26 protein-coding genes are annotated in these 24551 nt (G+C 53.9%); 17 read left to right on the top strand and 9 right to left on the bottom strand.

Annotation, left to right across the window (positions count from 1 at the left end; translation table 11 throughout):
- The first annotated feature begins 15 nt into the window (after nt 1-15).
- The 9 genes from rpmJ to rpsI all read left to right on the top strand — a co-directional run bounded on the left by rpmJ (nt 16) and on the right by rpsI (nt 5163).
- The gene (rpmJ, locus tag DF283_RS11080; RefSeq protein WP_181385504.1) at nt 16-129 is read left to right on the top strand and encodes a 50S ribosomal protein L36; all 114 of its coding nucleotides are present in this window, start codon (nt 16-18) and stop codon (nt 127-129) included.
- 233 nt (nt 130-362) lie between these two features.
- Nucleotides 363-731, top strand: a complete 369-nt coding sequence (gene rpsM / locus DF283_RS11075; protein WP_303674937.1) for a 30S ribosomal protein S13 — start codon at nt 363-365, stop codon at nt 729-731.
- Between the two features lie 121 nt (nt 732-852).
- Nucleotides 853-1242, top strand: a complete 390-nt coding sequence (rpsK, locus tag DF283_RS11070) for a 30S ribosomal protein S11 (protein ID WP_303674936.1) — start codon at nt 853-855, stop codon at nt 1240-1242.
- Between the two features lie 28 nt (nt 1243-1270).
- Nucleotides 1271-1879 carry a 30S ribosomal protein S4 gene (gene rpsD / locus DF283_RS11065; protein WP_303674935.1) on the top strand — a complete coding sequence of 203 codons (609 nt, stop codon included), beginning with the start codon at nt 1271-1273 and terminating at the stop codon, nt 1877-1879.
- A 54-nt stretch (nt 1880-1933) separates the two neighbouring features.
- Nucleotides 1934-2911 (top strand): DNA-directed RNA polymerase subunit alpha, encoded by a 978-nt coding sequence (locus DF283_RS11060; RefSeq protein WP_303674934.1) that lies wholly within the window; start codon nt 1934-1936, stop codon nt 2909-2911.
- 43 nt (nt 2912-2954) lie between these two features.
- Entirely contained in the window at nt 2955-3368 is a 414-nt protein-coding gene (gene rplQ / locus DF283_RS11055; RefSeq protein WP_303674933.1) for a 50S ribosomal protein L17, read from the top strand.
- 52 nt (nt 3369-3420) lie between these two features.
- Entirely contained in the window at nt 3421-4338 is a 918-nt protein-coding gene (gene truA, locus DF283_RS11050) for a tRNA pseudouridine(38-40) synthase TruA (protein ID WP_303674932.1), read from the top strand.
- Nucleotides 4310-4756: a 50S ribosomal protein L13 gene (gene rplM / locus DF283_RS11045; RefSeq protein ID WP_303674931.1), complete on the top strand. Its 447-nt coding sequence runs from the start codon at nt 4310-4312 to the stop codon at nt 4754-4756. Before truA ends, rplM begins: the two co-directional genes overlap by 29 nt.
- Nucleotides 4756-5163 carry a 30S ribosomal protein S9 gene (rpsI, locus tag DF283_RS11040; RefSeq protein ID WP_303674930.1) on the top strand — a complete coding sequence of 136 codons (408 nt, stop codon included), beginning with the start codon at nt 4756-4758 and terminating at the stop codon, nt 5161-5163. The genes rplM and rpsI overlap by 1 nt, the downstream gene beginning before the upstream one ends.
- Nucleotides 5164-5248: 85 nt before the next feature.
- Here the strand turns inward: rpsI and DF283_RS11035 are convergent, their stop codons facing one another.
- Together DF283_RS11035 and DF283_RS11030 are read right to left on the bottom strand one after the other, a co-directional pair.
- Entirely contained in the window at nt 5249-6538 is a 1290-nt protein-coding gene (locus DF283_RS11035) for a lysophospholipid acyltransferase family protein (protein ID WP_303674929.1), read from the bottom strand.
- Between the two features lie 113 nt (nt 6539-6651).
- The gene (locus DF283_RS11030) at nt 6652-6792 is read right to left on the bottom strand and encodes a hypothetical protein (RefSeq protein WP_303674928.1); all 141 of its coding nucleotides are present in this window, start codon (nt 6790-6792) and stop codon (nt 6652-6654) included.
- Nucleotides 6793-7001: 209 nt separating this feature from the next.
- Here DF283_RS11030 and DF283_RS11025 point away from each other — a divergent pair, with 209 nt between their 5' ends.
- Both DF283_RS11025 and DF283_RS11020 read left to right on the top strand, forming a co-directional pair.
- Entirely contained in the window at nt 7002-8270 is a 1269-nt protein-coding gene (locus DF283_RS11025) for an amidohydrolase family protein (protein WP_303674927.1), read from the top strand.
- The gene (locus DF283_RS11020) at nt 8264-9784 is read left to right on the top strand and encodes an MptA/MptB family glycosyltransferase (RefSeq protein ID WP_303674926.1); all 1521 of its coding nucleotides are present in this window, start codon (nt 8264-8266) and stop codon (nt 9782-9784) included. The genes DF283_RS11025 and DF283_RS11020 overlap by 7 nt, the downstream gene beginning before the upstream one ends.
- On the opposite strand, the gene DF283_RS11015 is transcribed toward DF283_RS11020, so the two are convergent.
- Nucleotides 9781-11226, bottom strand: coding sequence for a tetratricopeptide repeat protein (locus DF283_RS11015; RefSeq protein ID WP_303674925.1), 1446 nt, complete (start codon nt 11224-11226; stop codon nt 9781-9783). The two genes, DF283_RS11020 and DF283_RS11015, sit on opposite strands and share 4 nt — an antisense overlap.
- 18 nt (nt 11227-11244) lie before the next feature.
- Nucleotides 11245-12120 carry a hypothetical protein gene (locus DF283_RS11010; RefSeq protein ID WP_303674924.1) on the bottom strand — a complete coding sequence of 292 codons (876 nt, stop codon included), beginning with the start codon at nt 12118-12120 and terminating at the stop codon, nt 11245-11247.
- A 141-nt stretch (nt 12121-12261) separates the two neighbouring features.
- On the opposite strand from DF283_RS11010, the gene uvrA reads away from it, so the two are divergent.
- Nucleotides 12262-15171, top strand: a complete 2910-nt coding sequence (gene uvrA, locus DF283_RS11005; RefSeq protein ID WP_303674923.1) for an excinuclease ABC subunit UvrA — start codon at nt 12262-12264, stop codon at nt 15169-15171.
- Between the two features lie 27 nt (nt 15172-15198).
- Here the strand turns inward: uvrA and DF283_RS11000 are convergent, their stop codons facing one another.
- Together DF283_RS11000 and DF283_RS10995 are read right to left on the bottom strand one after the other, a co-directional pair.
- Complete coding sequence (locus tag DF283_RS11000; RefSeq protein WP_303674922.1) at nt 15199-15948, bottom strand: hypothetical protein; 750 nt, start codon at nt 15946-15948, stop codon at nt 15199-15201.
- A gap of 102 nt (nt 15949-16050) precedes the next feature.
- Entirely contained in the window at nt 16051-17649 is a 1599-nt protein-coding gene (locus tag DF283_RS10995) for a peptide chain release factor 3 (protein WP_303674921.1), read from the bottom strand.
- Between the two features lie 256 nt (nt 17650-17905).
- Here DF283_RS10995 and DF283_RS10990 point away from each other — a divergent pair, with 256 nt between their 5' ends.
- The 3 genes from DF283_RS10990 to DF283_RS10980 all read left to right on the top strand — a co-directional run bounded on the left by DF283_RS10990 (nt 17906) and on the right by DF283_RS10980 (nt 20365).
- Nucleotides 17906-18235, top strand: coding sequence for a hypothetical protein (locus tag DF283_RS10990; RefSeq protein WP_303674920.1), 330 nt, complete (start codon nt 17906-17908; stop codon nt 18233-18235).
- A gap of 261 nt (nt 18236-18496) precedes the next feature.
- Complete coding sequence (locus tag DF283_RS10985; RefSeq protein ID WP_303674919.1) at nt 18497-18979, top strand: hypothetical protein; 483 nt, start codon at nt 18497-18499, stop codon at nt 18977-18979.
- Nucleotides 18980-19648: 669 nt separating this feature from the next.
- A complete protein-coding gene (locus DF283_RS10980) occupies nt 19649-20365 on the top strand; it encodes a ComF family protein (protein WP_303674918.1) in 717 nt (238 codons plus the stop codon).
- Between the two features lie 46 nt (nt 20366-20411).
- Here the strand turns inward: DF283_RS10980 and DF283_RS10975 are convergent, their stop codons facing one another.
- From DF283_RS10975 to DF283_RS10965, 3 genes are all read right to left on the bottom strand, one after another.
- Nucleotides 20412-20918 carry an EF-hand domain-containing protein gene (locus DF283_RS10975; protein WP_303674917.1) on the bottom strand — a complete coding sequence of 169 codons (507 nt, stop codon included), beginning with the start codon at nt 20916-20918 and terminating at the stop codon, nt 20412-20414.
- A 117-nt stretch (nt 20919-21035) separates the two neighbouring features.
- Nucleotides 21036-22898 carry a ferrous iron transport protein B gene (gene feoB, locus DF283_RS10970; protein WP_303674916.1) on the bottom strand — a complete coding sequence of 621 codons (1863 nt, stop codon included), beginning with the start codon at nt 22896-22898 and terminating at the stop codon, nt 21036-21038.
- A complete protein-coding gene (locus tag DF283_RS10965) occupies nt 22895-23140 on the bottom strand; it encodes a FeoA family protein (RefSeq protein WP_303674915.1) in 246 nt (81 codons plus the stop codon). The genes feoB and DF283_RS10965 overlap by 4 nt, the downstream gene beginning before the upstream one ends.
- A 641-nt stretch (nt 23141-23781) precedes the next feature.
- Between DF283_RS10965 and DF283_RS10960 the strand changes: the two genes are divergently transcribed.
- Both DF283_RS10960 and DF283_RS10955 read left to right on the top strand, forming a co-directional pair.
- The gene (locus tag DF283_RS10960; RefSeq protein WP_303674914.1) at nt 23782-23934 is read left to right on the top strand and encodes a hypothetical protein; all 153 of its coding nucleotides are present in this window, start codon (nt 23782-23784) and stop codon (nt 23932-23934) included.
- Between the two features lie 201 nt (nt 23935-24135).
- Nucleotides 24136-24438 carry a hypothetical protein gene (locus DF283_RS10955; RefSeq protein WP_303674913.1) on the top strand — a complete coding sequence of 101 codons (303 nt, stop codon included), beginning with the start codon at nt 24136-24138 and terminating at the stop codon, nt 24436-24438.
- Nucleotides 24439-24551: the final 113 nt, after the last annotated feature.

Raw genomic sequence — 24551 nt, 5'->3', positions numbered from 1 at the left:
ATCGAAGGTTAGACCATGAAAGTCCGTACATCTGTAAAAAAAATGTGTGAGCATTGCAAGGTAATCCGTCGCAAGAAACGGGTTGCTATCATCTGCCTGAACCCCAAGCACAAGCAACGTCAAGGGTAAAAGGCTTTGTAAAACGCTGTGGGACTCTGGCAAAAGAGTCTCTTTGCTGTTGAAGATCTGGCAGTCAGGGTTTTACATAAGTTTATAAACTGCACCTGATAAAAGTCACCCTCTTGATTATGCGTTGTTTTTAAACTAACTTTGTTTGTCTTGAGTGTGCAATTGCACAACACCTTGTGCTACCTCCCTCTTTCTATTCATCAGTTCTGAAGACCAGTTAAACAGGAGTCCTAATGGCAAGAATCGTTGGAGTCGATCTCCCTAGAAACAAAAAAATGTTATATGCTCTGCCTTACATTTACGGCATTGGTCTGTCCTTGGCCCGTAAAATTCTGCAGATTACTAAAATTGACCCGGACAAGCGGACTGACGATCTGACTGAGTCTGAAATTAACGCCCTCCGGGACGAAATCGAAAAGAATTACCAGGTTGAAGGTGATTTGCGTCGCTCCGAGTCCTTGAATATCAAGCGTTTGATTGAAATCAATTGCTACCGTGGTCAACGTCACAAACGTGGCTTGCCAACTCGCGGTCAGCGTACCAAAACAAATGCACGGACTCGTCGCGGTAAACGCTCTGCCCCGATGAAGAAGAAAGCTTAACCTTCACAGATTAAGCAATGAGCCATCAGGACTTCTGCTTTTGGCTCAGCAATCTCAACCGGTCTTCAACTGAAGGTAAACTTCACTTTAACAATCTTTATTATGGAGATATAAAGTCGATATGGCTGACAAGTCTGCAAAACCAAAACGCAAAGAGAAGAAGAATATTCTTCAAGGCGTTGTTCATATTCAGTCCACTTTTAACAATACAATTGTTTCGGCAACCGACCCTCAAGGTAATGTAATTGCCTGGGGTAGTTCAGGTTCTGAAGGCTTCAAGGGTGCTCGCAAAGGGACCCCGTTTGCTGCTCAATCCGCTGCTGAATCCGTGGCTAAAAAAGCGATGGATAACGGCATGCGTTCCGCAGAGGTTTATGTCAGTGGCCCTGGCGCCGGTCGGGAAACGGCCATTCGTGCGCTGCAAGTGGCTGGCTTGGAAATCAGCTTGATCAAGGATGTGACGCCCATTCCTCACAACGGTTGCCGTCCACCCAAGCGTCGTAGAGTTTAATTACTAAAGCCTAATAGGAGTTTTTGCCTTGGCACGTTATCGCGATTCAATTTTCAAACAAAGCCGCAGAGCCGGCACCATTTTGGACATAAGCCCCAAAGCAGCCAAAATGAAAAACAGCAACCCGCCAGGTCAGCACGGCGCAGCGCGCAAAAAGCTGTCCGAATATGCTTTGCAGCTTGCTGAAAAACAAAAAGTTCGTCGTATTTATGGCTTGGTTGAAAAGCAGTTCCGTCGCACTTATGAAAAGGCTGTACGCCGTCAAGGTGTAACCGGTACCATTCTGCTCCAGTTCTTAGAGAGTCGCGTCGACAATATTCTGTATCGTTCCGGCTTGGCCACCACCCGCCCTCAAGCGCGTCAGTTGATTAGCCACGGCCACATCGAAATCAACGGTCATAAAGTAGACATCGCTTCTTACAAAATGAAGCCCGGTGACTTGTTGGCCATCCGTGAAAAAAGTAAGGCATTGGCTAAAAACCTGCAAGCAGCCAACCCGCACCACTCTCCCATGGTTCCACACTGGTTAGAAGTAGATGAAACCAACATGGTGGTTAAATTCAAGAGTACTCCTGAGCGCGAAGATTTGGATCAAACCATTAACGAAGCACTCATCATCGAATACTACTCTCGTTAATCACAGTCGCATTGATCTACTTCGTAAAGTATTAATTTTGGAGCAACAAATCACATGGATCAGCAACTGAATATCAAGTGTGTAAACACTACTACTGATTCGGATGGTTCCATTTATGGTAAGTTTGTGATTGAGCCTCTGGAGAGAGGATACGGTACGACTTTGGGGAATTCCCTGAGACGTGTACTGCTGTCCAGCTTAAAAGGTTGCGCTATCACTTCTGTGCGTATCGAAGGTGTAACCCACGAATTTACAACCATCCCCGGTGTGGTTGAGGATGTCTTGGATGTTATGTTGAACCTCAAGGGTGTTGTTCTCAAGAGCAACAGCGATGAGCCGCTTTACATTCGCCTGGATGCCGACAAGACGGGTCCTGTGGTAGCCGGTGATCTGGAAGTCCCTGCGGATGTAAAAATCGTTAATCCCGACTGGCACATCTGCACACTGAGCGAAGGTGCCAGCGTTCACGCTGTGATGACCGCCGAAGTGGGTAAAGGCTATGTTCCGGCAGACACCAACACGGCGAACAAGGCTGTTGACACCCTGACGCTGGATGCTGTGTACATGCCCATCCGTCGTGTGGCTTACACCGTCGAAGATACCCGGGTTGGTCAGCGTACCGATTACGACAAACTGATTCTGGAAATCTGGTCGAATGGCAGCATTGATGTTAGCTCAGCGCTCAGCCAGTCTGCCAATTTGCTGATCGAACACCTGGTCCCCATTGCTTCTTTGAGCGGAATTCCGACGCTGGTAACACAGGCCCAGCCGGAGAGCGAAAGCAAGGAAGAGGTTCAGGCCCCCAATATCACCATAGAGGATCTAGAACTCTCCGTTCGTGCGTTCAACTGCTTGAAACGTGCCAATATCAACAGTATCGCCGAGTTATTAACCAAGTCTGAAAGTGATCTGCTAAATATCAAAAACTTCGGCAAGAAGTCTTCTGATGAAGTAATTGAGCGGCTTCAGGCCTTCAGTTTGTACTTGCGTCCTGATCCGGAAGGCACTGTGCTGCCGGTTGACGTTGAATAGCAATCATTATTAAAGATCACAACCTAAAAGGAACCCATTCATCATGAGACACCGCTGTAAAGTTGACCATCTGGGCAGACCTGCCGATCAGCGCAAGGCGTTGATCCGCACTTTGGCTACCAGCTTGTTTACGCATGATGAGATCACCACGACCCTGGTGCGGGCAAAGGCTTTGAAAAAGCACGCCGATCGCATCGTTACTTTGGCCAAGCGTGGGGATGTCCATGCCATTCGTCAGGTCAAAAACCTGATTTATCATAGCCGGACTGGTGAAATGCTGACTGATGAAAAAAATCGGGAAGTACCTGAAACCGTTCTCCGCCGTATTTTCAGCAAGGTCGGCCCGCGCTTTGAAAACCGCAAAGGTGGCTACACCCGAGTGATTCAAATGCCTCCCCGCCGTGGCGATGCAGCCCCAATGGCCTTGATTCAACTGACTTACGAGTTGGCCGAATAAATTTCAATTACGCGGCGAACTGTGAAAAGTAGCAGGCTGAAAACAGGCAGGCATGATTAACGCCATTTCACAATTTAATACACTCCAACCAGAAGAGCAGGATTCAACAACCAGAGTCGCTCTTCTGGTTGAGTATTGTGGCAAAGACTTCCATGGTAGCCAATTCCAGCCCAACGTACCGACGGTGCAGGCTGAACTTCAGCTGGCGTTGTCAAAACTGGGCTTAACCGCCTCTGCGGTCAGCTTTGCGGGGCGAACCGATACCGGGGTAAATGCGTACGGGCAGGTGGCTCATTTTGATCTCCCAGAGGGCGCTTTAAGAAATATTCCCAACCTGGCGGCGGCTTTAAACGTGCGCCTTCCCAACACCGTTTCCATTCGGGATTTTCAGCTGAACGCGCAGCCAAACTTCCACAGCCGCCGGGAAGCCCAGTGCAAATGGTATCGCTACCGCATTTACAACAATCGCCAGCGGTCAGCCCTGATGGGGAACGACAGTGCCCACTATCCTCAGCTTTTGGATGTGGAACGAATGAATCAGGCGGCTCAATACCTGCTTGGCTCTCATTTTTTCACAAGTTTTAAAGACTCCAGTTCCCCGGAAACCAATGATTTATGCACGATTTGGCATATTCAGGCGCAGCAAGAAGGCGAATTTATTAATTTTGACGTTGCCGCCAACCGTTTTCTTTATAAAATGGTAAGGAATATCGCTGGTCAGCTTCTGCTCATCGGGAATCCTGAAAATTCCCTGTCACCAGAAAGTATTTTACAAGTGCTGGCTGGGCGCGACCGAACCAAGGCAGCCTCACCCGCTCGCCCTGAAGGTTTAAGCCTGATGGCAATTGTTTATCCCTCCCCGTTCAACTACTTCGAGTCGGATTCCCGTGTCCGACAGCTAACACAACTACTCAAATCAACCCAAATGGAGTCTCCACACAATGAAAACCTATTCCGCAAAGCCTCTTGAGCTTGAGCGTACCTGGTGGGTAATCGATGCCGAAGGTCTGACCTTGGGGCGTTTGGCTTCCCAAATCGCAAACCTGCTCCGTGGTAAGCACAAACCACAATTCACCCCCAACATTGATACGGGTGATTTCGTGATCGTGATTAACGCCGAAAAAGTAAAGGTTTCCGGCAGCAAGTTCACCACCAAGCTGTATCGCCGTCACTCCCACTATCCCGGTGGATTGAAGACTGTTAAATTCTGCGATATGCAAGCGAATCGCCCGCACAAAATTATTGAAATCGCTGTAAAAGGCATGCTGCCCCACAACACCTTGGGACGTCAGCAGTTTCACAAAATGTTTGTGTACGCTGGCGCAGAGCATCCGCATGCCGCTCAAAAACCTGTTTCTTACCAGTTCGCAAAGGAGGGCGCTAACTAATGGCAGCCGCATATCCTAAAGTAGGCACCCGTGGCACCGGCCGCCGGAAGGAAGCAATTGTACGCGTCCGTCTGGTTCCCGGCAACGGTCAGGTCATCATCAACGGTAAATCCATGGAGCAATACCTGGGTAACCGCAAAGCCTTGCACATTCCGGTCAAGCAACCGTTGGTAGCCGCAGGCGTCGAAGATCGCTACAACGTGCTTGTGAACGCCACCGGTGGCGGCGTTGTGGGCCAGTCTATCGCCATCCGTATGGGTGTGGCGCGTGCTTTAAAAGCAATCAACAAGGAACACGAAATTGTCATGCGGAAAGAGGGCTTCCTCACCCGTGACGCTCGCGTGAAAGAGCGCAAGAAGTACGGCTTGAAAAAAGCCCGGAAAGCTTCTCAGTTCTCCAAACGTTAATTCGTTTTCCAACTCAGCTCAAAAAGCCTCTGGCACCCCCAGAGGCTTTTTTGCGCCTGAAATATTTTACGGACCGCCCCCTGTGCTACTGGTGATGGTGAAAGGGATTTGGCATTCCCAAAATCATGGCCCGCATATCTTCCTCCAGCTCGGCGGCCAACTGCCGGACATACCCTTTCTTGTCCCGCTCGTAATCCGGGTAACAGGCTTGCAGATTGCGCACCTCCCCGACTTTCAGCACGGCCACCCGGGGATGCCGGAGGCGCACTTCCCCGTACACTTCCCGCTCCAGCCGACAGACCATTTCAATAAACCGCTCCGGAGAGCGGCTCTCACGCAAATAAGCCTCGTCATAGGTCAGAAAATAGACCACTCGGTCCAGATCCGTATAAAAATCGCTCAGGGCAATGCGCAAATGCTCTACCATACGGCGCTGATAATCCGTCAGATCCGTGGGGTCTTCATAGGTGTGAATCAAGTGATCCATGGTATTCCGAATTTCCCGGAGGCGGTTCAGCGTACTAGCCCCAGTAGGTGGCGTTATGTCCAGGAAGAGTTCCATTTTTTGCAACATGCAGCTGCGAATTGTCTCCACACGCTCCGTAAAACTAGCCTCCGGGCGGGTGACCACGTGATGCAACTCTTCCTGCACCTTCAAAACCACTTCGCCCACAGCCCCGATGCGCTCATACCAATCCTGTCGGGCATTACGCTTTAAGCCCACCGCCATTTCCAGACGCTGCAGGGCCTGTTCGACGGTCGGCTCAAAACCGGGCGCGAAAAAATACTTGATGCCCACAGGGGCAATATAAATAGGCGGCGCGGCCACAGCACCGGGCTCCGAACCGGAGCGGGCCTGCTTGACAGCCTCTTTCACCAAGCCTTCCTGAGCCCAAAAGGCCAGCTGGATCACCCCGGGCTCAAAGGGAATGAGTGTCTCATTGCCGCGCGAGATTTCCCCTTCAATAAAAATCACCAACCGATGCAGGCCCTCCATCAGGATTTTTTTGGAGGTCATAAAGGACTCCCGATCAGCGGCCCCCCGAATTACCGAATAAGCCCCAACCCGGCGCAGCAACCAGCCCCGAAAGCCATGTTCCCAGTCAAACACCTCCCGGGCGGCCACAAAGTGAAATACCTCATTCAGTCGCCGGGCAATCTCAAACAGCACCAATGGCTCTTCCCCGGTGGGATGATTGGGCAACAGCAGCATGCGCTGGTTCTGGTACTCCTTCAGCCTGGCCAGATCCTGCTGGGAAATATGAATCGAGAGCCGACCCGATAAATGCCGAAACAAAAAGGGCAGCATAAACCGCACGCCAGCCACGACCAACGGATTAATAATTGGCGACATAAAGGTTCTGCTGGTGGTCATTCCCGTCCCCGCTCCTGAAACTTGAGTCAACCCTGCCCTGTCAAAGAGACAGCCGACAAGGCAAACGACCGGCTCTGGTCTCTAGGCCATTAAAAAAAAGACAACCCCTTCAACTAGAGCGACAAAATAAATTGCACCAGCCACCACAACACCGCTCCACCCGCAAACAGGGCAAAGGAAATCAGGGGGAACATGATGATCATGGCTTTTTCCGGGTTGGCGCACAAAAAGGAAGACTTGGCTTTATCGCTCATGGCGGGGTCATTTACCTTTCTCTTTGGAATATAGGGGTAGACTGTCATTATAAATAAACCAGCCTGACTTACCTGTATTATAACAAGGACAAAGTCCCGGAGCCATTCCCCCCGCCGGGTCCTCCATCTCTGGCTTTACGGACTTACCTGCTCGGTCTATGCTCTATAGGTACCCTCCAAATGGCTTCAGGCCATACGAATAACCGCCCATGTCCACCAGCCAGCCCACCCCACTTCAATACCACAGCGCCCAGTGGGTCATCCCCATTGACGGACCTCCTATTGAATGGGGATTTTTGGCCATTGAGGGCCCTCACATCCACTCGGTGGGACAATATGCCGACTGCCCACCCAGCGCTCAATGCCCGGTGCCGAAACCCGGCAGCCTGATCACGCCGGGCCTCCTCAACACCCACATTCATCTGGAGCAAAGTTTTTCACAGCCCATCCCCAAAGAGCCCCAGCAGTCGTTTATCGACTGGCTGCTGGCGGTCATCGAGAGTAACCGGAGCCGGGCATCTTCCACGGACAAGCTGGAGCGCTGCCGGTTTGGCGTCCAGGAGTGCCTGCAAAGTGGGGTCACCTGCGTGAATGACATCGCCTCCGGCCCGGAAAGTATCCAGGCGTTGCAAGAAGCCGGACTCCGGGCCATGGTTGCACTGGAAGTTTTTCATCCGGGCTATGAGCCGATTCAGATCGCCCATTGGCTGGAGGCCTACCAGAAATTACAACAGGCCAGCGCACTTGCGCCGTTAATCACCCTGGGCCTCTCGCCGCACGCCCTCTACAATGTGTCCATCCCGGCATGGCAAGCGCTGCAACGGACTTTGCAACCCGCCTTCATCCATACCCATCTGGCCGAAGTGGAAGCCGAACTAGACTATCTGGCCCAAAAGCCCAGCGCCATTGATCAGTTGCATCAGCAAGTACTGGGGAAAACCTTCAGGGTGGAAAAACCCTTGCCCTCCCCCGTACAAGGTCTGCTGGACAATCATTTACTCAGCCAGCCCACCATTTTAGCCCACGCCATCCATACCAGCCCGACGGATCGAAAGGCACTGGGGCAAGTCCCGGTCGGGATAGCCCATTGTCCCCGCAGCAATTTGGCCCTGCATGGGCGAACCCTGCGCTGGGCGGACTGGGAATCCACTAATATTCCGGTCGGACTGGGTACCGACGGGCGTCTCAGCACAGCCACGCTGGATCTACGGGAGGAGGCCCGTCTGGCCCAAAGGCTGCACGGCTGGAGTGATGCCCAGACCTTGCGGGCCTTGACACTGGATGGGGCCAAAGTGCTGGGACAAGCCCGGCAACTGGGTTCTCTCACCCCGGGGAAGCGAGCGGACTGGGTACGCTGGCAGGCAGCCCCGGACTCGGCCCGACACTGCCCGGAAAAACAAGTGCTTGAAGCCTCTACCAGCGTACAGGCGGTCATGATTGATGGGCAGTGGCGCTATGAGAGAACATCCCCATGCTGAAGCCCAACGGTCTGGATCCCTTAAAACGACTCCAGCAAAACAGCCTGGGCCTCTATAGCCTGCTGGTGATTCCCAGCCTCTTGCTGTGGCTGTACTACGGGTCAACCGACGCCAGCCTTTCCCGTTCCATCAAGGGCACCTGGCAGGGTACCCTCTGGCATTTCCCGGGGCTGAACGCGCTGGCCAGCCGGGTACTGCTGGACACGCTGGAAGCGCTGGTGATTGTGGCGCTGGGCTGGCTGTTTTACCGGGGGTATCGGCTGCTCACGCAGTGGAAACCCAACTCGCCAGCATCAAATCAAAATGAGGCCTTACCCCGAACCATCCTGAGCTGGACAGCCTTGTGCGGGGCCGTCCTCATTTTCACCACCCCGTTTCACAGCAGTGATATTTTCGGCTACCTCAACCGAGGCTTTCAGCAAAGCGTTTTTCAGACCAACCCCTATCTCACCACCATTTCCCAGATTCCCCAGTGGCAAAACAGTCCCTTACTGCATGCCCACTGGATTGATAACCCCTGCCCCTACGGATTCTTTTTCGCCCGGCTGACGGATTGGGTAACCCGTTGGAGTGGGCCCAGTTTTACCGGCGCCTACCTGCTGTTCAAGGGCCTCAACTGGCTGCTCTTACTAGCGTCCACGTGGCTGATTGCCAAAATCAGCCGGTTAATGGGCCATCCAAACCCGTGGCTGGCCGCCTACTGTTGGGGAGCCAACCCGCTGGTCTTGTTACACGCTATGGGCAACGGGCACAACGATATCATTATGGTCTTTCTGCTACTGATGGCCCTTTGGGCACTGCTTAGCCAGCGGTTCCAGTGGACTTGCCTGCCCCTGTTAACCCTGTCCATCCTTACCAAGTACGCCTCCCTGCTGGCGGCCCCTTTTATTCTTTTGGCCTTGTGGCAAAAAAAAGCGAGGGGCTCCCTTCTGCTGGGGCTGGGGCTTTCCGCCCTGCTGCTTTTATGGCTGGGGGCAGGTTATGTCGATCCCGCCCAGCCATGGCCGTGGAACGCCCTGCTGGATAACGCCGGGAAACCCCAGCACTCTGTGATCAGCCTGCTGGCCAATGCCCTTTACTACCCGCTCAAGTGGTGCCACGCCCCGGCCAAGGCCCTCCAGACGCAGTTTCTGTCCGTCTTCAAGCCGCTGTTTTGGGTCGGCTTTGCCAGTTTTTACGGCTGGCGTCTGTGGACCACCCTGAAAACCTCCCCATTGGCTGACCAGAGGCTCCTTCGGGAAATTGCACTGGTGAGCGTGGTCATGATCGCCTTTATCAGCGCCAAGTTCCACCCCTGGTACCCGGTCATGTTCCTGCCCCTGTGCCTGTTACTCCCCCAATCCAGTCGGCTGCGGCAGTTTGCCCTGATTTTTTCCCTGTTTCAACTGGCAGGCTTTACCATTCTGCAGAACTTACCGGTCATCAGTGAAATTCTACTCACGCTCGTGCCCCTGTGGCTCACCCTGAAAGGCAGCGCCCTCTTCAAACAAACCGAGCAAACCAGCGGCATTTAAACGGGTTTGGCTTCCAGCACCGGACGCAGGGTGCCGGTGGAAATAGAGGCTTCCTGAATGGATTTCAGCTTCCAGACGGCATCGTCCCCATCCTGATAGGCAATCGAAATCTTCACCGTCAACTTGCCTTCCTTCAAGGCGTGGACGTTCAGCTTGCTATCAGGCTTTAGCTCCACGCTCAAGCGGTTCACCGGACGCCAGGTTTTTAAAATTTTGGATGGCAGCGGTTTATCCGGGGTGGCGACACGACTGGTCACGCTGGCAATGACGGAATTCCCGGACACAAACTCGGCTTTCACGGCCAGAAAGTTCAAATCCCGGGTGGAATCATTGGAGAGGTTCACCGTGATTACCGGGTCAAATTCTCCAGTCACGTCATCCAGATCGTTGTTGATTTTAACGCTGGAAATGGTCACCGGATACAACATATCCAGGGCCACTTTGGCATTCTGGCTGATTTTATCGGCCTCATCAAAATAGGGCTTGGCCTCATCCGGCTTTTTAGCCTTTTCCAGCTGTTGGCCCTTTTCCAGCAAGGCGTTAATCAGGCGCAGTCCCACCACATCCGGACTCACATCAAAAGCCTTCCTGAACCAGGTAATGGAATCGTCCAGACGGTTCATGCGGTTATAGGTCTCGGCGATTTGAATCAGCGTATCCGGCAAATACTTATAGCGCAGGGACACTTTCAATTGCTGAATGGCTGTGTCATACTCCCGCAGGGCAATCAAACGCTCTGTATAGGCTTCAATGCACTCCACCATGCGTTGTTCAATCACCTGCTGCGCCTGATAATCACTGGCATAGTACAGGGCGGACTGATACTTCTGCACAATCTGGGCATAGTCCTTCGTCTCAGCATCGTACAGGGTGTTGCCCCAATGCTCATACAGCTCAAACAGGGCCTGTTTCAGGGCGACATCTTTACGACTTTTGCGCCAGGCTTTCACCAAAATAGTCTCGGCCCGCAAAAAATCACTTTGGGCCATGGCCACCTTGCTCATGGCGATTTCCGGGGCGGCATCCTTATCCCGACGCTTCAGGGAGGCGGCGATCTCAAACTCCTGCTCGGCCTTGCGACGCTCATCCAGTTGCAGGTAAGCCTGCCCCAGCAGCAAGTGACCCTCATAACTGTCCCGGTGGTGCGACACCAGAGTCTGAAAGGTCTTGGCCGCCCAGGCCACTTTGCCTTCCATCAACTGGGTTTTACCCCGGTTAATCAAATCCTCTTCATCGGTGAAGCGAAACAGCAAAAAGCCGGAAAACACAAAACCGGCCAGAGCAATGGCGCTAATCACCGTGGTCAGGTACTGCACACTGGGATTTAAATAAAAATTGCCCAGAAAAATCTGGCGGGGCCGACGCCGACGGCTGTATTTGCTCATAGCCTCTCTATCGTGGACGGTTCGCTTGATGCCGCCTGATGACGTGCCATCAATCACTCAATAGGTCTTGTTATTTTATTTTACCAGACCACGCGCCTCTTGCCACAACCGACCCCAAAAGGAAGTTTGGGAAAGTTCAGCCGCTTTTTTCTCGACCTCGGTCAAGGTGTGTTCGTACCGGTTAATCAATTGTCCCAACTCGGCGCTGGACATCACTTTATCCGCTGAGCGCTGCCGATACAGCCCTTCCAGCTCCACCAGCTCCCGTCCCGCACGTTCCACCGATAAATAGGCCCGCCCATGAAAAAAAGCCAGCAACCCGTGCCAGAGTTGATCTCCCAGACGTTCGGCCTGTCTCTGGCCTTTGCTAAGAAACTGAGCCACGGCAAATAACCATTGGCCCAAGGGCAGGGCTTCCGCCAGCTGCCAACTGACCCGTCGCTCCTGATTTTCCAGCACCCGCAAGCGGTGTTGCACCGCCCGGATGCGATCCTGCATATCGGGTGAAGGATCGGGCAAGCGCTGGTATTTGTTCAGCAAGCCCCGCATTTCAAAAATTTCTCCGTCCAGCCGTTTTTTCATCACTCTTAATCGAAAAATCAGGGTGGGCAAATACTGCTCCAGCCCGGCGGGTAAATCCACGTCCAGACTGTTCAAAAACTGCCCCTCGGTGGCGTACTCAGGGCGAACCTCCGGGAGAGGCTGCCGCAAGCTGAATCCGCCTTTCAGCCGAGCCGCGCCCGAACCGGGGGGGGCTACCGCCTCCTCGTTCTCCGGGTTCAAATGTCGGGCCAGATAGTCGCTCAATGATCCAACTGGCGATCCGACCGGATGAGCTTCCTGCTTGAAAAGCGGGGCGGATCTGGGAGAATGGGAAGTATCCGGCGGCTCCTCAGAACCGGGAGCCATCGAATCAGCCCGTAATGATGGGTTATTTTGAAAAAAAGCCATTTCATCTCCAGAATCAAGCGGATACTTTCACTCTCGACAACCAACTCAAAAACTTGAATATGCTCCTTTCCCTTCCAGAAGCAGCCATCCGTTTCAACCTCCAGGCGTGATAGAAGCAGTACTGATCAGGATACGCAGTTTATGAATGAAATCCAGATTCGACGGGCCAACGAACACAACCTGTGCGATGTCAGCCTGAGCATTCCCCGGGACAAACTGGTGGTATTTACCGGAGTGTCGGGTTCCGGCAAGTCCTCCCTGGCCTTCGACACCATTTTTTCGGAAGGCCAGCGCCGCTACGTGGAAAGCCTCAGTTCCTATGCCCGGCAGTTTATCGGCCAGTTCGAGAAGCCCGATGTGGAAAGCATCGAAGGGCTGTCTCCGGCCATCGCCATCGATCAGAAATCCACCACCAAAAGCCCCCGCTCCACGGTGGGCACAGTCACGGAAATTTATGATTACCTGCGCCTGATTTACGCCAAGGTGGGCACCCCCCACGATCCCAAAACGGGACAAACCCTGACCAGCCACACCCTGCAAAGCATTTTCAGCACCGTGCGGGCCTTCCCTGAGGGCAGCAAGCTGCAGATTCTCTCCCCCGTGGTGCGGGGCCGCAAGGGGGAGTACAACGCCCAGTTCCGCCAATGGCGCAAGGAAGGCTACGTGCGGGTGCGCATTGATGAAACCATGCACCTGCTGGAAGAGTTGCCGGAGGATTACCGACTGGAGCGCAACAAGCGCCACGATATCGAGCTGGTCATTGATCGACTGGTACTCAAGTCCGATGACGCCACCGCACAGCGATTGATGGAAGGCTTGCAAGCCGCCCTCAAGAAATCGGATGGCTTTGTGCTGGTGCAGCGCGTGAATGACGATGGCGACAGCAAGGACTACGCCTTTTCCCTGCACCTGTCCAGCAGCGCCGATGAGGATGAAGAGACCGCCCAAACCCTGGAAGAGATGTCTCCCCGACTGTTCAGCTTTAACTCCCCTTACGGGGCTTGCCCCCAATGCCAAGGGCTGGCCGTGCAGTTTGAAATCGCCGAGGATCTGCTGGTTCCCGAACCGGACAAAACCCTGGAAGAAGGGGCCATTGCCCCGTTTGAGAAGTTCACCGGGCGCTATTATCCTACCTTCATCAAGAAACTGGGCAAAAAACACGGCTTTTCCACCACCACCCCCTTTGCCAAGCTCAAGCCAGAAGAAAAAAACTTCCTGCTCTATGGCGAGTTTCGCAAACAGGTACAGGGGGACGCCCTGATTCAGGAAGGCTACGGCTTCGCCACGGAAACCGATGAGGAGGAGTCTGACTGGTTTGACTTTGTGGGCGGCTTCGATGGGGTTATGAACATCATGAAGCGCCGCCTGCAACACGGCAGCGAAAGCACCAAGGCCTACATCCGCACCTTTATGCGGGAACGGGAGTGCGAAGCCTGCCACGGAGCCCGGCTGAAGCCGTTCAGTCTGGCCGTCACGCTCGGACAGGGCGAACAAAGCAAAAACATTCACCAGCTGTGCGAACTGCCCATCCGAGAAGCCCTGCTGTTCATCCAGAGCGTGCCGGAGAGCTTGAGCGAGTTCCAGATGACCGTTGCCCGCCACCCCCTGCACGAAGTGGAAGAGCGCCTGCGCTTTTTGCTGGAAGTGGGACTGGACTACCTGACCCTGACCCGCCCAGCGGCCACCCTCAGCGGCGGGGAAGCCCAACGTATCCGGCTGGCTTCTCAGTTGGGGGCCACCATGTCCGGTATTCTCTATATTCTGGATGAGCCCAGCATTGGCCTGCACCAACACAACAACAACCAGCTCATTCAAACCCTGCAAAAACTGCGAGATCAAGGGAACTCCCTGATTGTGGTAGAGCATGACGAGGATACCATCCGGGCCGCGGACTGGGTGGTGGACATCGGCCCGCAGGCGGGCGTCCACGGGGGGCGCATTGTGGCCGCCGGATCGCCCAAAGCGGTCATGAAGAGTGCCGATTCCCTGACCGGGCAGTATTTATCCGGCAAGCGCAGTATCCAAATCCCGGAAACCTTACGATCGGGTAGCGGCAAGGCCCTGACCGTGCATAAGGCCACCTTTCACAACCTGCAAAACGTGACGGTCCACTTTCCGCTGGAAAAACTGATTTGCGTGACCGGCCTCAGCGGCTCCGGCAAGTCGACCCTGGTGTTTGACATTTTATACAAGGCGGTGCGCTACCACTTTGGGGAAAATCTGGTTAAGCCGGACGGATTTCAAAAAATCAGCGGCCTGGAGCATATCGATAAACTGATCGATATCGACCAGTCCCCCATCGGGCGCTCCTCCCGCAGCAACCCGGCCACTTACACAGGTATTTTCGATCCCATTCGCAACGTATTCGCCAACAGCGAGGCGGCCAAGGTGCGGGGCTACAAACCCGGACGCTTCAGCTTCAACGTGTCTGGCGGACGCTGCGAGGCCTGCAAGGGGGATGGGGTCATCGTCAAGGAGATGAATTTCCTGCCCGATGTGCATATTACCTGCGAAGTGTGCCATGGCCAGCGCTACAACCCGGAAACGCTGGAAGTCACCTACCACGGCAAGAACATCGCCGAAGTGCTGGACATGACCGTGGCCGAGGCTTACGAGTTTTTCCATACCCTGCCCCGCATCCAGAAAATGCTGGGCGTACTGAACGACGTGGGCCTGCATTACATCAAGCTGGGGCAGCCCGCTCCCACCCTATCCGGCGGAGAAGCCCAGCGGGTCAAGCTGGCCACCGAGTTCTGCCGCCGCAGCACCGGGAAAACCCTGTACTTGCTGGATGAGCCTTCTACCGGCCTGCACTGGGCCGATATGGAGAACCTGCTGCACATCCTGAACCGTCTGGTGGATCAGGGCAATACCGTGGTGGTCATTGAGCATAACCTGGACTTCATCAAAGTGGCTGACCATATCATTGATATGGGCCCGGAAGGCGGCAACCGGGGCGGCTTTGTGGTGGCCGAGGGCACCCCGCAAGACATCGCCCGATGCGAAGATTCCTACACCGGGCGATTCCTGAAGCGCTATTTTGACGTTTAGGCAGTACGCACTGGAAAACGGATCAGCTTACTTGGCCGCTTTCTCCGCCATGGTGGAGAGCAGACGATCATCCAGTTCGCTGTCCTTCACCAGCTGGTTTAACTTTTCTTCCAGTTCCTTTTGCACCGCTTCAAAAGGGGTGCCAGCCACCGTAGAGGACTGCGAGGGAGACAGGGCCAGCAGCAACACCGCCCGCTGATTACTGACCGGAATCAGGGCCGCCGTGACCGGAATGTAGGTCGTCTGTTCATTCTTTTTGGTTTCCATCACCGCATAAACCACCGGATAACGCTTTTGAGCGCTCAGGGTCACAAAGTGGGGCTTCTGGAATTCCAGTCCCTCAAACTTGCCGGTGCTGCTTTGAGAGGCCTGGCTGTTCTTGAGGAAGTCTTTGCCCAAGCCGTTGAAGAACGCTTGCAAGGCCTTGTCATCCGTTTTCTGCAACAGGGACAACTCCTGACCCAGCCCCTCGGTGTCCAGGGCAAAAATCATGGTGCTTTGATCCGTGGACATCATCATGACCATGCTGCCGTTGACGGGTTTGTTCAGGGGCAGGCCAAAGGCCAAATAGCCAGCCGAGTTGTAGCTTTCGCCAAACAGTTTTTTCACCGACTCGCTGCTGCCTTTTTGCAGGTTGTTCCAAGTCGTGGAAATGGCTACCCCGGCCACAACCGCCAGAATAATCAAAACGGTCAGACACCCCCCGCAACCGATCAGCCACTTTTTACCGGTACTCATCCCCTTGGGGGACTGATCCGAAACAATTTCGACGCTCACAATGCCGCACTCCTCTACCCTAAATCGTTAGCCTGTAAAACATAGGGCTATTGTAAGGCTACCCGTCAAAGCGGGAAAGGGGACAGTTCTTCAAAACGCTACTCAATAAGGGGTATCTTGGAAGGTGATGTGCGGATTTTTTTCCACCATATAATTCAAGGCCCACTCCCCTTTAATCAGGGCCACTGGACGCCCATCGGCATCCTCCGCCTTGCGGGCGTTGACGATCCACTCCACCTTTTCCAGGTCGGCAGGCTCACCCACCAGCCAACGGGCGTGGGTAAATTCCAGCAGGTTCTCAATATCGGTTTCCACGTTGTACTCGCTTTGCAGGCGGTACTGCACCACCTCAAACTGCAAGCGGCCCACGGCGGCCAAAACGGGGTTGCGTTGCCCGGAATCCTGCAGGTACATGACCTGAATGGCCCCTTCTTGTCGCAGTTGATCGATGCCCTTCTGGAATTGCTTGTACTTGGAGGGGTTGGGATTGCGCAGCAGGGCGAAGCACTCCGGGGAGAAGGTGGGAATGGGCTCAAACTCAATGGCCGGGCCCACGCACAGGGTATCCCCGATGGCAAACTGGTCGTTGCTGCTCAAGCCCACAATATCGCCAGCGTAGGCCTCGTTAATGGTCTCCCGGTCTTGCCCAAACAGGCGATGCGAATGAGACAACCGGATCATCTTGCCGGAGCGGGGGTGCTTAACCTGCATATCCCGGGCGAACTGGCCGGAGCAAATGCGCATAAAGGCGATGCGGTCCCGGTGTTGGGGGTCCATATTGGCCTGAATTTTGAAAATAAACCCGGAGAAATTTTCCGCAGCCGGATCGACCGAGCCCGCCGTGGTTTTGCGGGCGCTGGGCATGGGGGCCAAGCGCAGGAACTGGGACAAAAACAGCTCAATGCCAAAGTTATTGGCGGCGCTGCCAAAGAATACCGGGGTCATTTCCCCGTTTAAATACAACTCGGTGGAAAACTCTTCCCCGGCCATATCCAGAATTTCAATCTCTTCTACCAGCTGGATATAGACATCTTCGGGCAAGGCGGCCTTCACCGCCGGATCATGCACATCGGCCACCGAGACCGGGGCCTTGTACTTGCCGTGGCTGGTACGCTCAAAGGTATGCACCTGCTTTTCCCGACGATCGTACACGCCTTTGAAGCTGTCCCCCATGCCAATGGGCCAGTTGAAAGCGCACGTACGAATGTTAAAGAGCTTCTCTACCTCATCCAGTAACTCCAGCGGCTCCCGACCGGGACGATCCAGCTTGTTAATGAAGGTGACCACCGGGATGCCCCGCTTTTTGCACACCTGATACAGCTTGCGCGTCTGGGTTTCTACCCCTTTGGCATTGTCCAGCAGCATGATCACGCTATCGGCAGCCATTAAAGTACGGTAGGTATCCTCACTAAAGTCCTGGTGACCGGGGGTATCCAGCAGATTAATGTGAAAGCCGTCGTACTCAAAGTTCAATACCGTGGAGCTGATGGAAATGCCCCGCTGGCGCTCCAGGGCCATCCAGTCGGAGGTGGCCTGGCGTTGCTGCTTTTTGGCGGCGACCGATCCGGCCAGATTGACCGCCCCACCGTAGAGCAACAGCTTTTCGGTCAGGGTGGTTTTCCCGGCGTCCGGGTGGGAGATGATGGCAAAGGTACGACGTTTTTGAACTTGCTGCGTGTAAGTCATAGGGGACAAAGTCATAAAGGCTGGGGTCAACTTCTGGTTGGGCGTTGTGACACAAGGCAGGGGGGGACGTGAAAAAAGGGCGGCTTACACCGCCTAGCAATGGTAACACGAATGCCCCTAGAGGGTTAAACAGGGACGCATCGACGGTTCTGCCCGAGCGCACGCACGAAGGCACAGGCGTTAACAGAACGTTACATTCCTAAAGGTTCGGCTGCCGGTGCCGAATAAACGGGTACGAAGAGATTCACAGATAAGCATAGGGATTTCTCCATTGGGTTTAGGCGCGAGTCAAGGTCGATTTTTAGCCCTCACCGCTCGCAAGAGCGATCTGGAGCTGACTGGTCAACAAATCAACCAGTCCCGCCTTCAGCTGGCCAATATCACCAACCAGCTCATTACGGCAGTCACGCCTCTGGACCCGGATGAGGCCCAGGCCGTGCAAATTCAGTTGCGGATCAACGCCTTGCAAACCCTGGATAAATCCCTGGAACTGCAATTGCGACGGGTGGATACCCAACAACAGGCTGTGCAAACCGAAATAGACGCCGTGCAGAAGGTCATCGACAAAAACATCGATCTGTCCTTTAAGACTTTCGGGTAACCCCGCGCAAACACTGTTTGTAAGGCAGCCTTACAAATCTTTTATCACCATCGCGCTAAAGCGCTTTTAGTGAGAAATGCTCTAAATAAAAACCCAGGCTGGCATTTCGTCCTGAAAGGCACTGTTCGAGGGATGTCTTTGTCTAAAACAAATCGCTGGCCTCAGCTTTATCAAGCGCAATAATGCGAGACTATTTGTTTTATTAAAAATATACAAGATATATACATTGTAATTTATAGAATTTTTAGGAGAACCATCATCATGGTCAGTGTGCCCAATTTCAATTTCAATCAAGCTGCGGCCAACACCAAACAGACAAAACCTGCCCAACCAGCCAAACCCGGAGGATTTGGCATACCTACCAAGCCAGGCGGTGTGGCTGTCAAGCCAGGTGGCGGTGCAGTAAAGCCAGGTGGTGGCGGAATTGGCGGAATTGGCGGAATTGGCGGGATCGGTGGGATCGGTGGGATTGGCGGCATCGGCGGTGGCTCTGGCCTAGGGTCAGCAACGGGCTTCATCAAAAACGTAGAAAAATACACACCAGGGCTTGATAATAGCCTGTTGACCTGGCAAGAACTTACAGCGGTTCAACGAGGGACACAGCTGTTTAGCTTCGAGCAAAGAAACTTTGCAAACTATTTACTTCGATTCTTTAACCAATTTAACTTTAACCGTTTTGGAGCCACTAGTAACGCACTCGGGCCAATAGAAGTCGAAGCGGCGCTCAAGGCCTACCAAAAATAGACGTATCAATTCTAAACCATTGCCCTACTGCCACCTGAGCGCCTGTCATCCAGGAAATTCAGGTGGCTGTCCCCTGTCTCGAAGGCTCGGATCGCCCTAAAGAGGGTATCAAGCCCGCTCTTTCCCAAGAAGCCTGAACCAGAGTCCTCCAGGATGTATTTTTGCCATTGAGCCTCCCTTTGTGCTTCCTGTGCAATCAAAACCAGCTGGGCCTTGTGCAACTGAAAGTAAGCTGGCGTACTCAGCCAATCGGTTTGTACCTCAGCATGGCCACAATGCGGGCAACACCGCTGCACCGGAAAGATCCGCCCAAACCACAATCGGCTTTCCACCCGGCGATGGCACTGCAGACAGCGCAAAACCGCCCACTGAAAGATCAGACCCCGTCCACAGTCGGGGCAGTAGCATTTCCCCTCATGGATGCGGGTTCGCCAGTGCCGACAAGAAAAAACACCCGCCAAAATCCTCAAAAACCCTCTAAAAACAAGCATTTAAACCCCTTCACGGTATGCTATTCTGATATTAAAATCATATTGAGTTTTTTCAAATTTTCACATTCACTTCGGTGGTATAAGAAAGCAACGAGTGATTCTGTACCTTTTCTCTGTCGGTTAGACTCTAAAGTATCGTTTAATCTAGCTCCTTTGGATGGGCTTGGGTGGGTGACGCATGTTCATCGATACGTTCATTGGTAAAGTAAAGTTGGCATTGGCCAGTTCAACCTGTGTCTCCTGTCAGCAAAAACGCCCGGATCACCTTCAGTTTTGCGGCCGCTGCCACGAAAAGCTGGGACTGCGCCAGCCCAAAGCCATTTTAAGCAGTCCCAGCTGCGCCATTCACGCGGCCACCAATTTCAACCCCAACATCAAGCGCATCCTGTATGGGCACAAGTTTTACAACCGGGTGGAACATATCCCGGTACTGTCTGGACTATTAACCCAATACTGGGAAAGCCTGCCTCCCAGCAGCGGGTTTAAGGTGGTTCACCCGGAAAACGTGCTGGTCATTCCCATTCCACCGCACCATGGGGAACTCAGCCGCATCGAGCTGTTTGCCAGCCAAATGGCCCGCCACTTCGGCTACGACTATCGACCGGATTTACTCAGCTGGATGCGGGAAATCAAACCCCAGCACCGTATTCATGATAAACAAACCCGCCTGCAGAACATCTCCCAGAGTCTGTACCTGAAAAGCGGCGTCATTTCCGGCTACGAGAAAGTGATTGTAGTGGATGACATTACCACCACCGGGGCCACCTTTATGGAAGCTGCCCGCGCTTTTCGCAGCGAAGCGGCCAGCCCGGAAGAGACGGGCAACAAGCTGGTCTGTCTGGCCGTCACCCGGGTTCCTTTGGGGGCTCAAATCCGGGCCGCCGAGATAGAGTAAGGCGCACAGGGGCGTCTTTAGCATTGACAGGGGGACGAGGCAGCGGCTATGCGTTCAGAGCCTGCCAATCCGCTCTGGAGAGCGTGGCTTGATGGCCGTCTTTGGCCATCAGCGTGCCCACGTCCTGAAAGCTGAGGGTGCTGGCGTTTCCGTCCTGAGCGGCCAGACGATCATAATTTTTAAGCAGGTTATCGCCCATCTGGTACAACTTGCCGGTGGTACCCGATTGGCTCACGCCCAAGCCCTGTAACTTTTGTAGCCCCTGAGTCAATTCATCCCGGGTAATGGCCCCGTTTTTATCGGCGTCAAAATATTGCAGGGCATTCAGAACCTGAGACCCGCTGTGATTGCCCATGGCATTGGCCAGTTCGCTGACCGCCTGGCCCACCTGCTGGCCCAACTTTTCAGACAGTCCCAATTTCTGAGCGATTTGGGAAAAGCCCTTCCCCTGAGTCAGCCGGGCGGCGCTCAAGGCCCCTTTCATCACAGCCCCCATGCCGTTGCCACCCTGAATCAGTTCCATCCCTATAGACGCAGCGGTTCCAAAATTCATGCGTACACCCCATCTGGCTCTCTCTAACCGGTCGTTGTCTCACTGTAACCGCATGCAGACCGCACTTCCTCCATCAGCTGACGGATTCAGTAAAAGGGCTATAAAGGCCAACTGCTCCTAGCCTAAAACCGGGAACAGCTCCAGCAGGCGGGCAATAACGGCCCCCACCCCGAAGGCGATGATCCAGGAACCGGCCAGAACGGTCAGGCCCTCCTTGATGCCCCGCTCTTTCCAAATCACGGTGGCCGAAGCAAAGCAGGGCACAAACAGGGTAATCACCATCAGGCAGGTCAGCAACTGGGCCTGAGTAATGCGATCGGCCATTAAATACAGGCCAGCCGCGCCAAAATCCCGACGCACCAGACCCATGATAAACACCTGAGCGGTTTCGTAGGGCAGGTGCAAGACCGCTTTAATCACCGGGCCCAAAGTTAGTTCCAGAAGCTGGAGCATTTGAGTGGCCTGTAACACCGCCACCAACAGAGAGCCCAACACGAACAAGGGCGCGGCTTCCTTGATAAAGACCATGGTGCGCACCCAGGTTTTACGGGCGATGTTTTTGAAATTCGGGATGCGCATGGGCGGTAAATCGAGAATCAGGCTGGTGGAACGCCCCGGCAATACTTTGTTGAGAATCGTCCCCAGTCCAATAAGGACAGCGAACAACACGGCAATGTAGACACCCCAGGCTTTGACGCCACCGGCCTTGGCCATCAGCGCGATTAACACCCCCAACTGAGCCGAACAGGGAATGGTGATGGCCAGAATGGTGGAGGCAATGGTGCGCTCCCGATTGGAGGTCAGCACCCGGGTGGACACGGTGGCCATGGTCACGCAGCCCAGCCCCAGAATGAGGGGAATGACCGCCCGCCCGTTCAGGCCAATTTTATTCAACAAGCCATCGGAAATGACGGCCACACGGGGCAAATAACCGCAGTCTTCCAGAATGGAAATATAAATGTAGAAGCCCAAGACCAGCGGAAACAGCACCCCGAAAATATAGCGGATGCTCATGGTCAGCACCCCGAACTCTCCGCCAAAGACGGTGTACAGAAAGCTGCCTTCCGGAAAAACCCGGGCAATCAGGCCTTGCAGCATGGGCACCAGACCCGGCCACATCCCGGCGTCTTCCCCCAGCATGAACTTGCCTTCGGTCAAGGTAACCAGATCTCCGGCCACCCAGATCCCAATGACCTGATACAAGGCGTACAACACCACCAACATCACCGCAAAAGCCACCCAAGGATTGAGCAAAGCCTGCCCTACCCGCTGAGAGAGCAATTGTCGCACCGAGCCGGGGCGGGTGCTATCGGTCACCACCTGAGCGGCCAAAGCATTCACATACTGACGGCGCAGCCCATAAATTTTCATGCGATGGGCCAGATTGGCCTCCAGACTCTTGATCTCTTTGGGCTCCGGGGCACCCGGGGTGGCAAGACCCAAACGGGCCGAGGTCACGGCCTGCCTCACTGCCGATAACCCCTCCTGTTGCACGGCCACTGTTGGCAGCACCGGCACGCCCAGCAGTTTTTCCAGGCGGGCCAAGTCCACGGAGAGATTCCGGGAAGCCGCCTCATCCATCTGGTTTACGGCCACAATCAGGGGTTTACCGTAGTCAATGATTTGCTGGGTTAAAAATAAATCTCGTTCCAAACTAATGGCGCTGACCACGTTGATAATGATATCGGCGCCCAAAATGGCGTCCTCGGCCACCCGCTCCTCTTCACTCATGGCGGAAAGACCATACACACCGGGCGTATCCATCAGCCGGGTATTGTCATCCATCTGCCCCTTGGGCACATCAATGGTTGTCCCGGGGAAGTTGGACACATTCACGTACAAGCCCGTAAAGGCGTTAAAAAACAGGGACTTGCCCACGTTGGGGTTACCGGCCAGCACCACGGTCTTCGGGGTGTTTTCCGTGGCTAATGAGCTTCCCAGCACCAGTCCGCTGGGCTCCGGGAGGGCGGCCATGTTCATCGGGTACTTCCCTCCAGACGTTGCACTTCAATCCCTCGACACAATTCACGCCCCAAGGCAATTTCCATGCCCCCCCGGCGAATGACCACGGGGCCACCCGGGACTTTGGAGGCCAACTGAATGGTCTCCCCTTCGGCAATGCCAAGCCGCATAGCCACAGTGGCCGTTTCATCATCCAGAATGGCTTTAATATAGAGCGTTTCACCCACGGTGGCTTTTTCAAGGGTATCAGCAGATGCCATACGATTTGGTGCCTTCATTAAGGGAGGGACGGAGGTGAAAAATAACAGAGACGGAGGGGGACCATAAACGGCTTGCTCGGGAAACGGCTTGCTCGGGGTGAGGCCATGTATTGAGAAATATTATCAAAAGCAGACACAAGCCGAAAGCCTTAGAGCAAAGTTTCTTTGCGGGACATGGCTGCCCCGATCGAATCCGCTGTATTAATAAAAACGCCAAAACCCGATTGGATCTGCACAGGCCCGGCCCACTTTTGCTGAGCGATTCTACGCTTTTTACTCAAATCCCGCTTCAAAAATGAATTCCAGGAAAAAGCAAAGATGGATCAAGCCCCTTGAATTAACAAAAATTTACATTTGCTTTGTGACGTTTCTGTGACGATGGTGTTCAAAAGACCCTAAGTTTTCAGGAACAGCCTTTTGTCCTTCCGCCACATTTCCACACCTCGGTGGTTGGTACTAAAAAACCATTTCAAACCACGCGCAAGTCAGCATGGGTTCTTTACAGTTGGCCTGCATGCGGTAAATTGATGATTATTCAATCGCTTTAGGTTAATTCAGGGATCAAGAGCATGGTGTCCGGCACTCTGGCCGGATGACTTTGTTCATCACAACGGTAGTGCATATTGTTAGAAGGGAGTCTTATGCAAGTCATCAGCTTCGGTGGAAAAACACCCTCCGTCAAACAAATGGCCGAAAAAGCAAAACAAGCCATGGCCGCCAAGCCTCAAGCAGGCCTTCAGCAACCGTTAAAAGCGGACACCTTCCAAAAGGCCAAGCCACCTATTAAAAAATAGGTCCAACAACTCATAAACATCGTGCAAGGCCAGCCACGTTCCAGTCGGGCTGGCTTTGGCACAATTTAACCCAATACACTCAAAAAACACTTGGCAAATCGGCGTGCCCCGGGTACCCTTAAAGCCTCGCTGAATCCAATTTTTAAACGCATTCTTTAAACGCAGTCATTGTCTGTCCACAATGTGAGAGGGGATTGTCCTATGCAAGCCATTTTTGGCGTATTCAAACGCCTGTCCAAACCATCGAAACTTCGCCCGACCCTGCTGACCAAACCACCCTACCCGGGCAAGAACGGGCCCGCTTCCAGCGTCAAACCGGACACCCCGAAGACAGTCCCCCTTCAGGACAGTTTCCAGCGCCCACTGCGCCCGCCAGCCGGCCCTCCCACGGCCAGAACAACCCCATCCGCCGGAGAGCCCTCCCTGAACGCGGAGTTAAACGCCAAAATCAAAGCGCTGTTCGGCCCTTCCCGACGGGTACCTTTAAAGCCTGCCCAGCCTTAAGCCCAAGCAGGCTTCAACCCGGGCAATCGTCAACCCACCTTCAATTCGCAAAAAAAGCGGGCGCAATATTAGCAAACGGGGGCGGATCATAACCGCCCCCGAAAACCATTGCA

The sequence above is a fragment of the Vampirovibrio chlorellavorus genome (assembly GCF_003149375.1).
Taxonomy (GTDB): domain Bacteria; phylum Cyanobacteriota; class Vampirovibrionia; order Vampirovibrionales; family Vampirovibrionaceae; genus Vampirovibrio; species Vampirovibrio chlorellavorus_B.
This window is presented reverse-complemented; position numbering and strand designations above follow the sequence as displayed.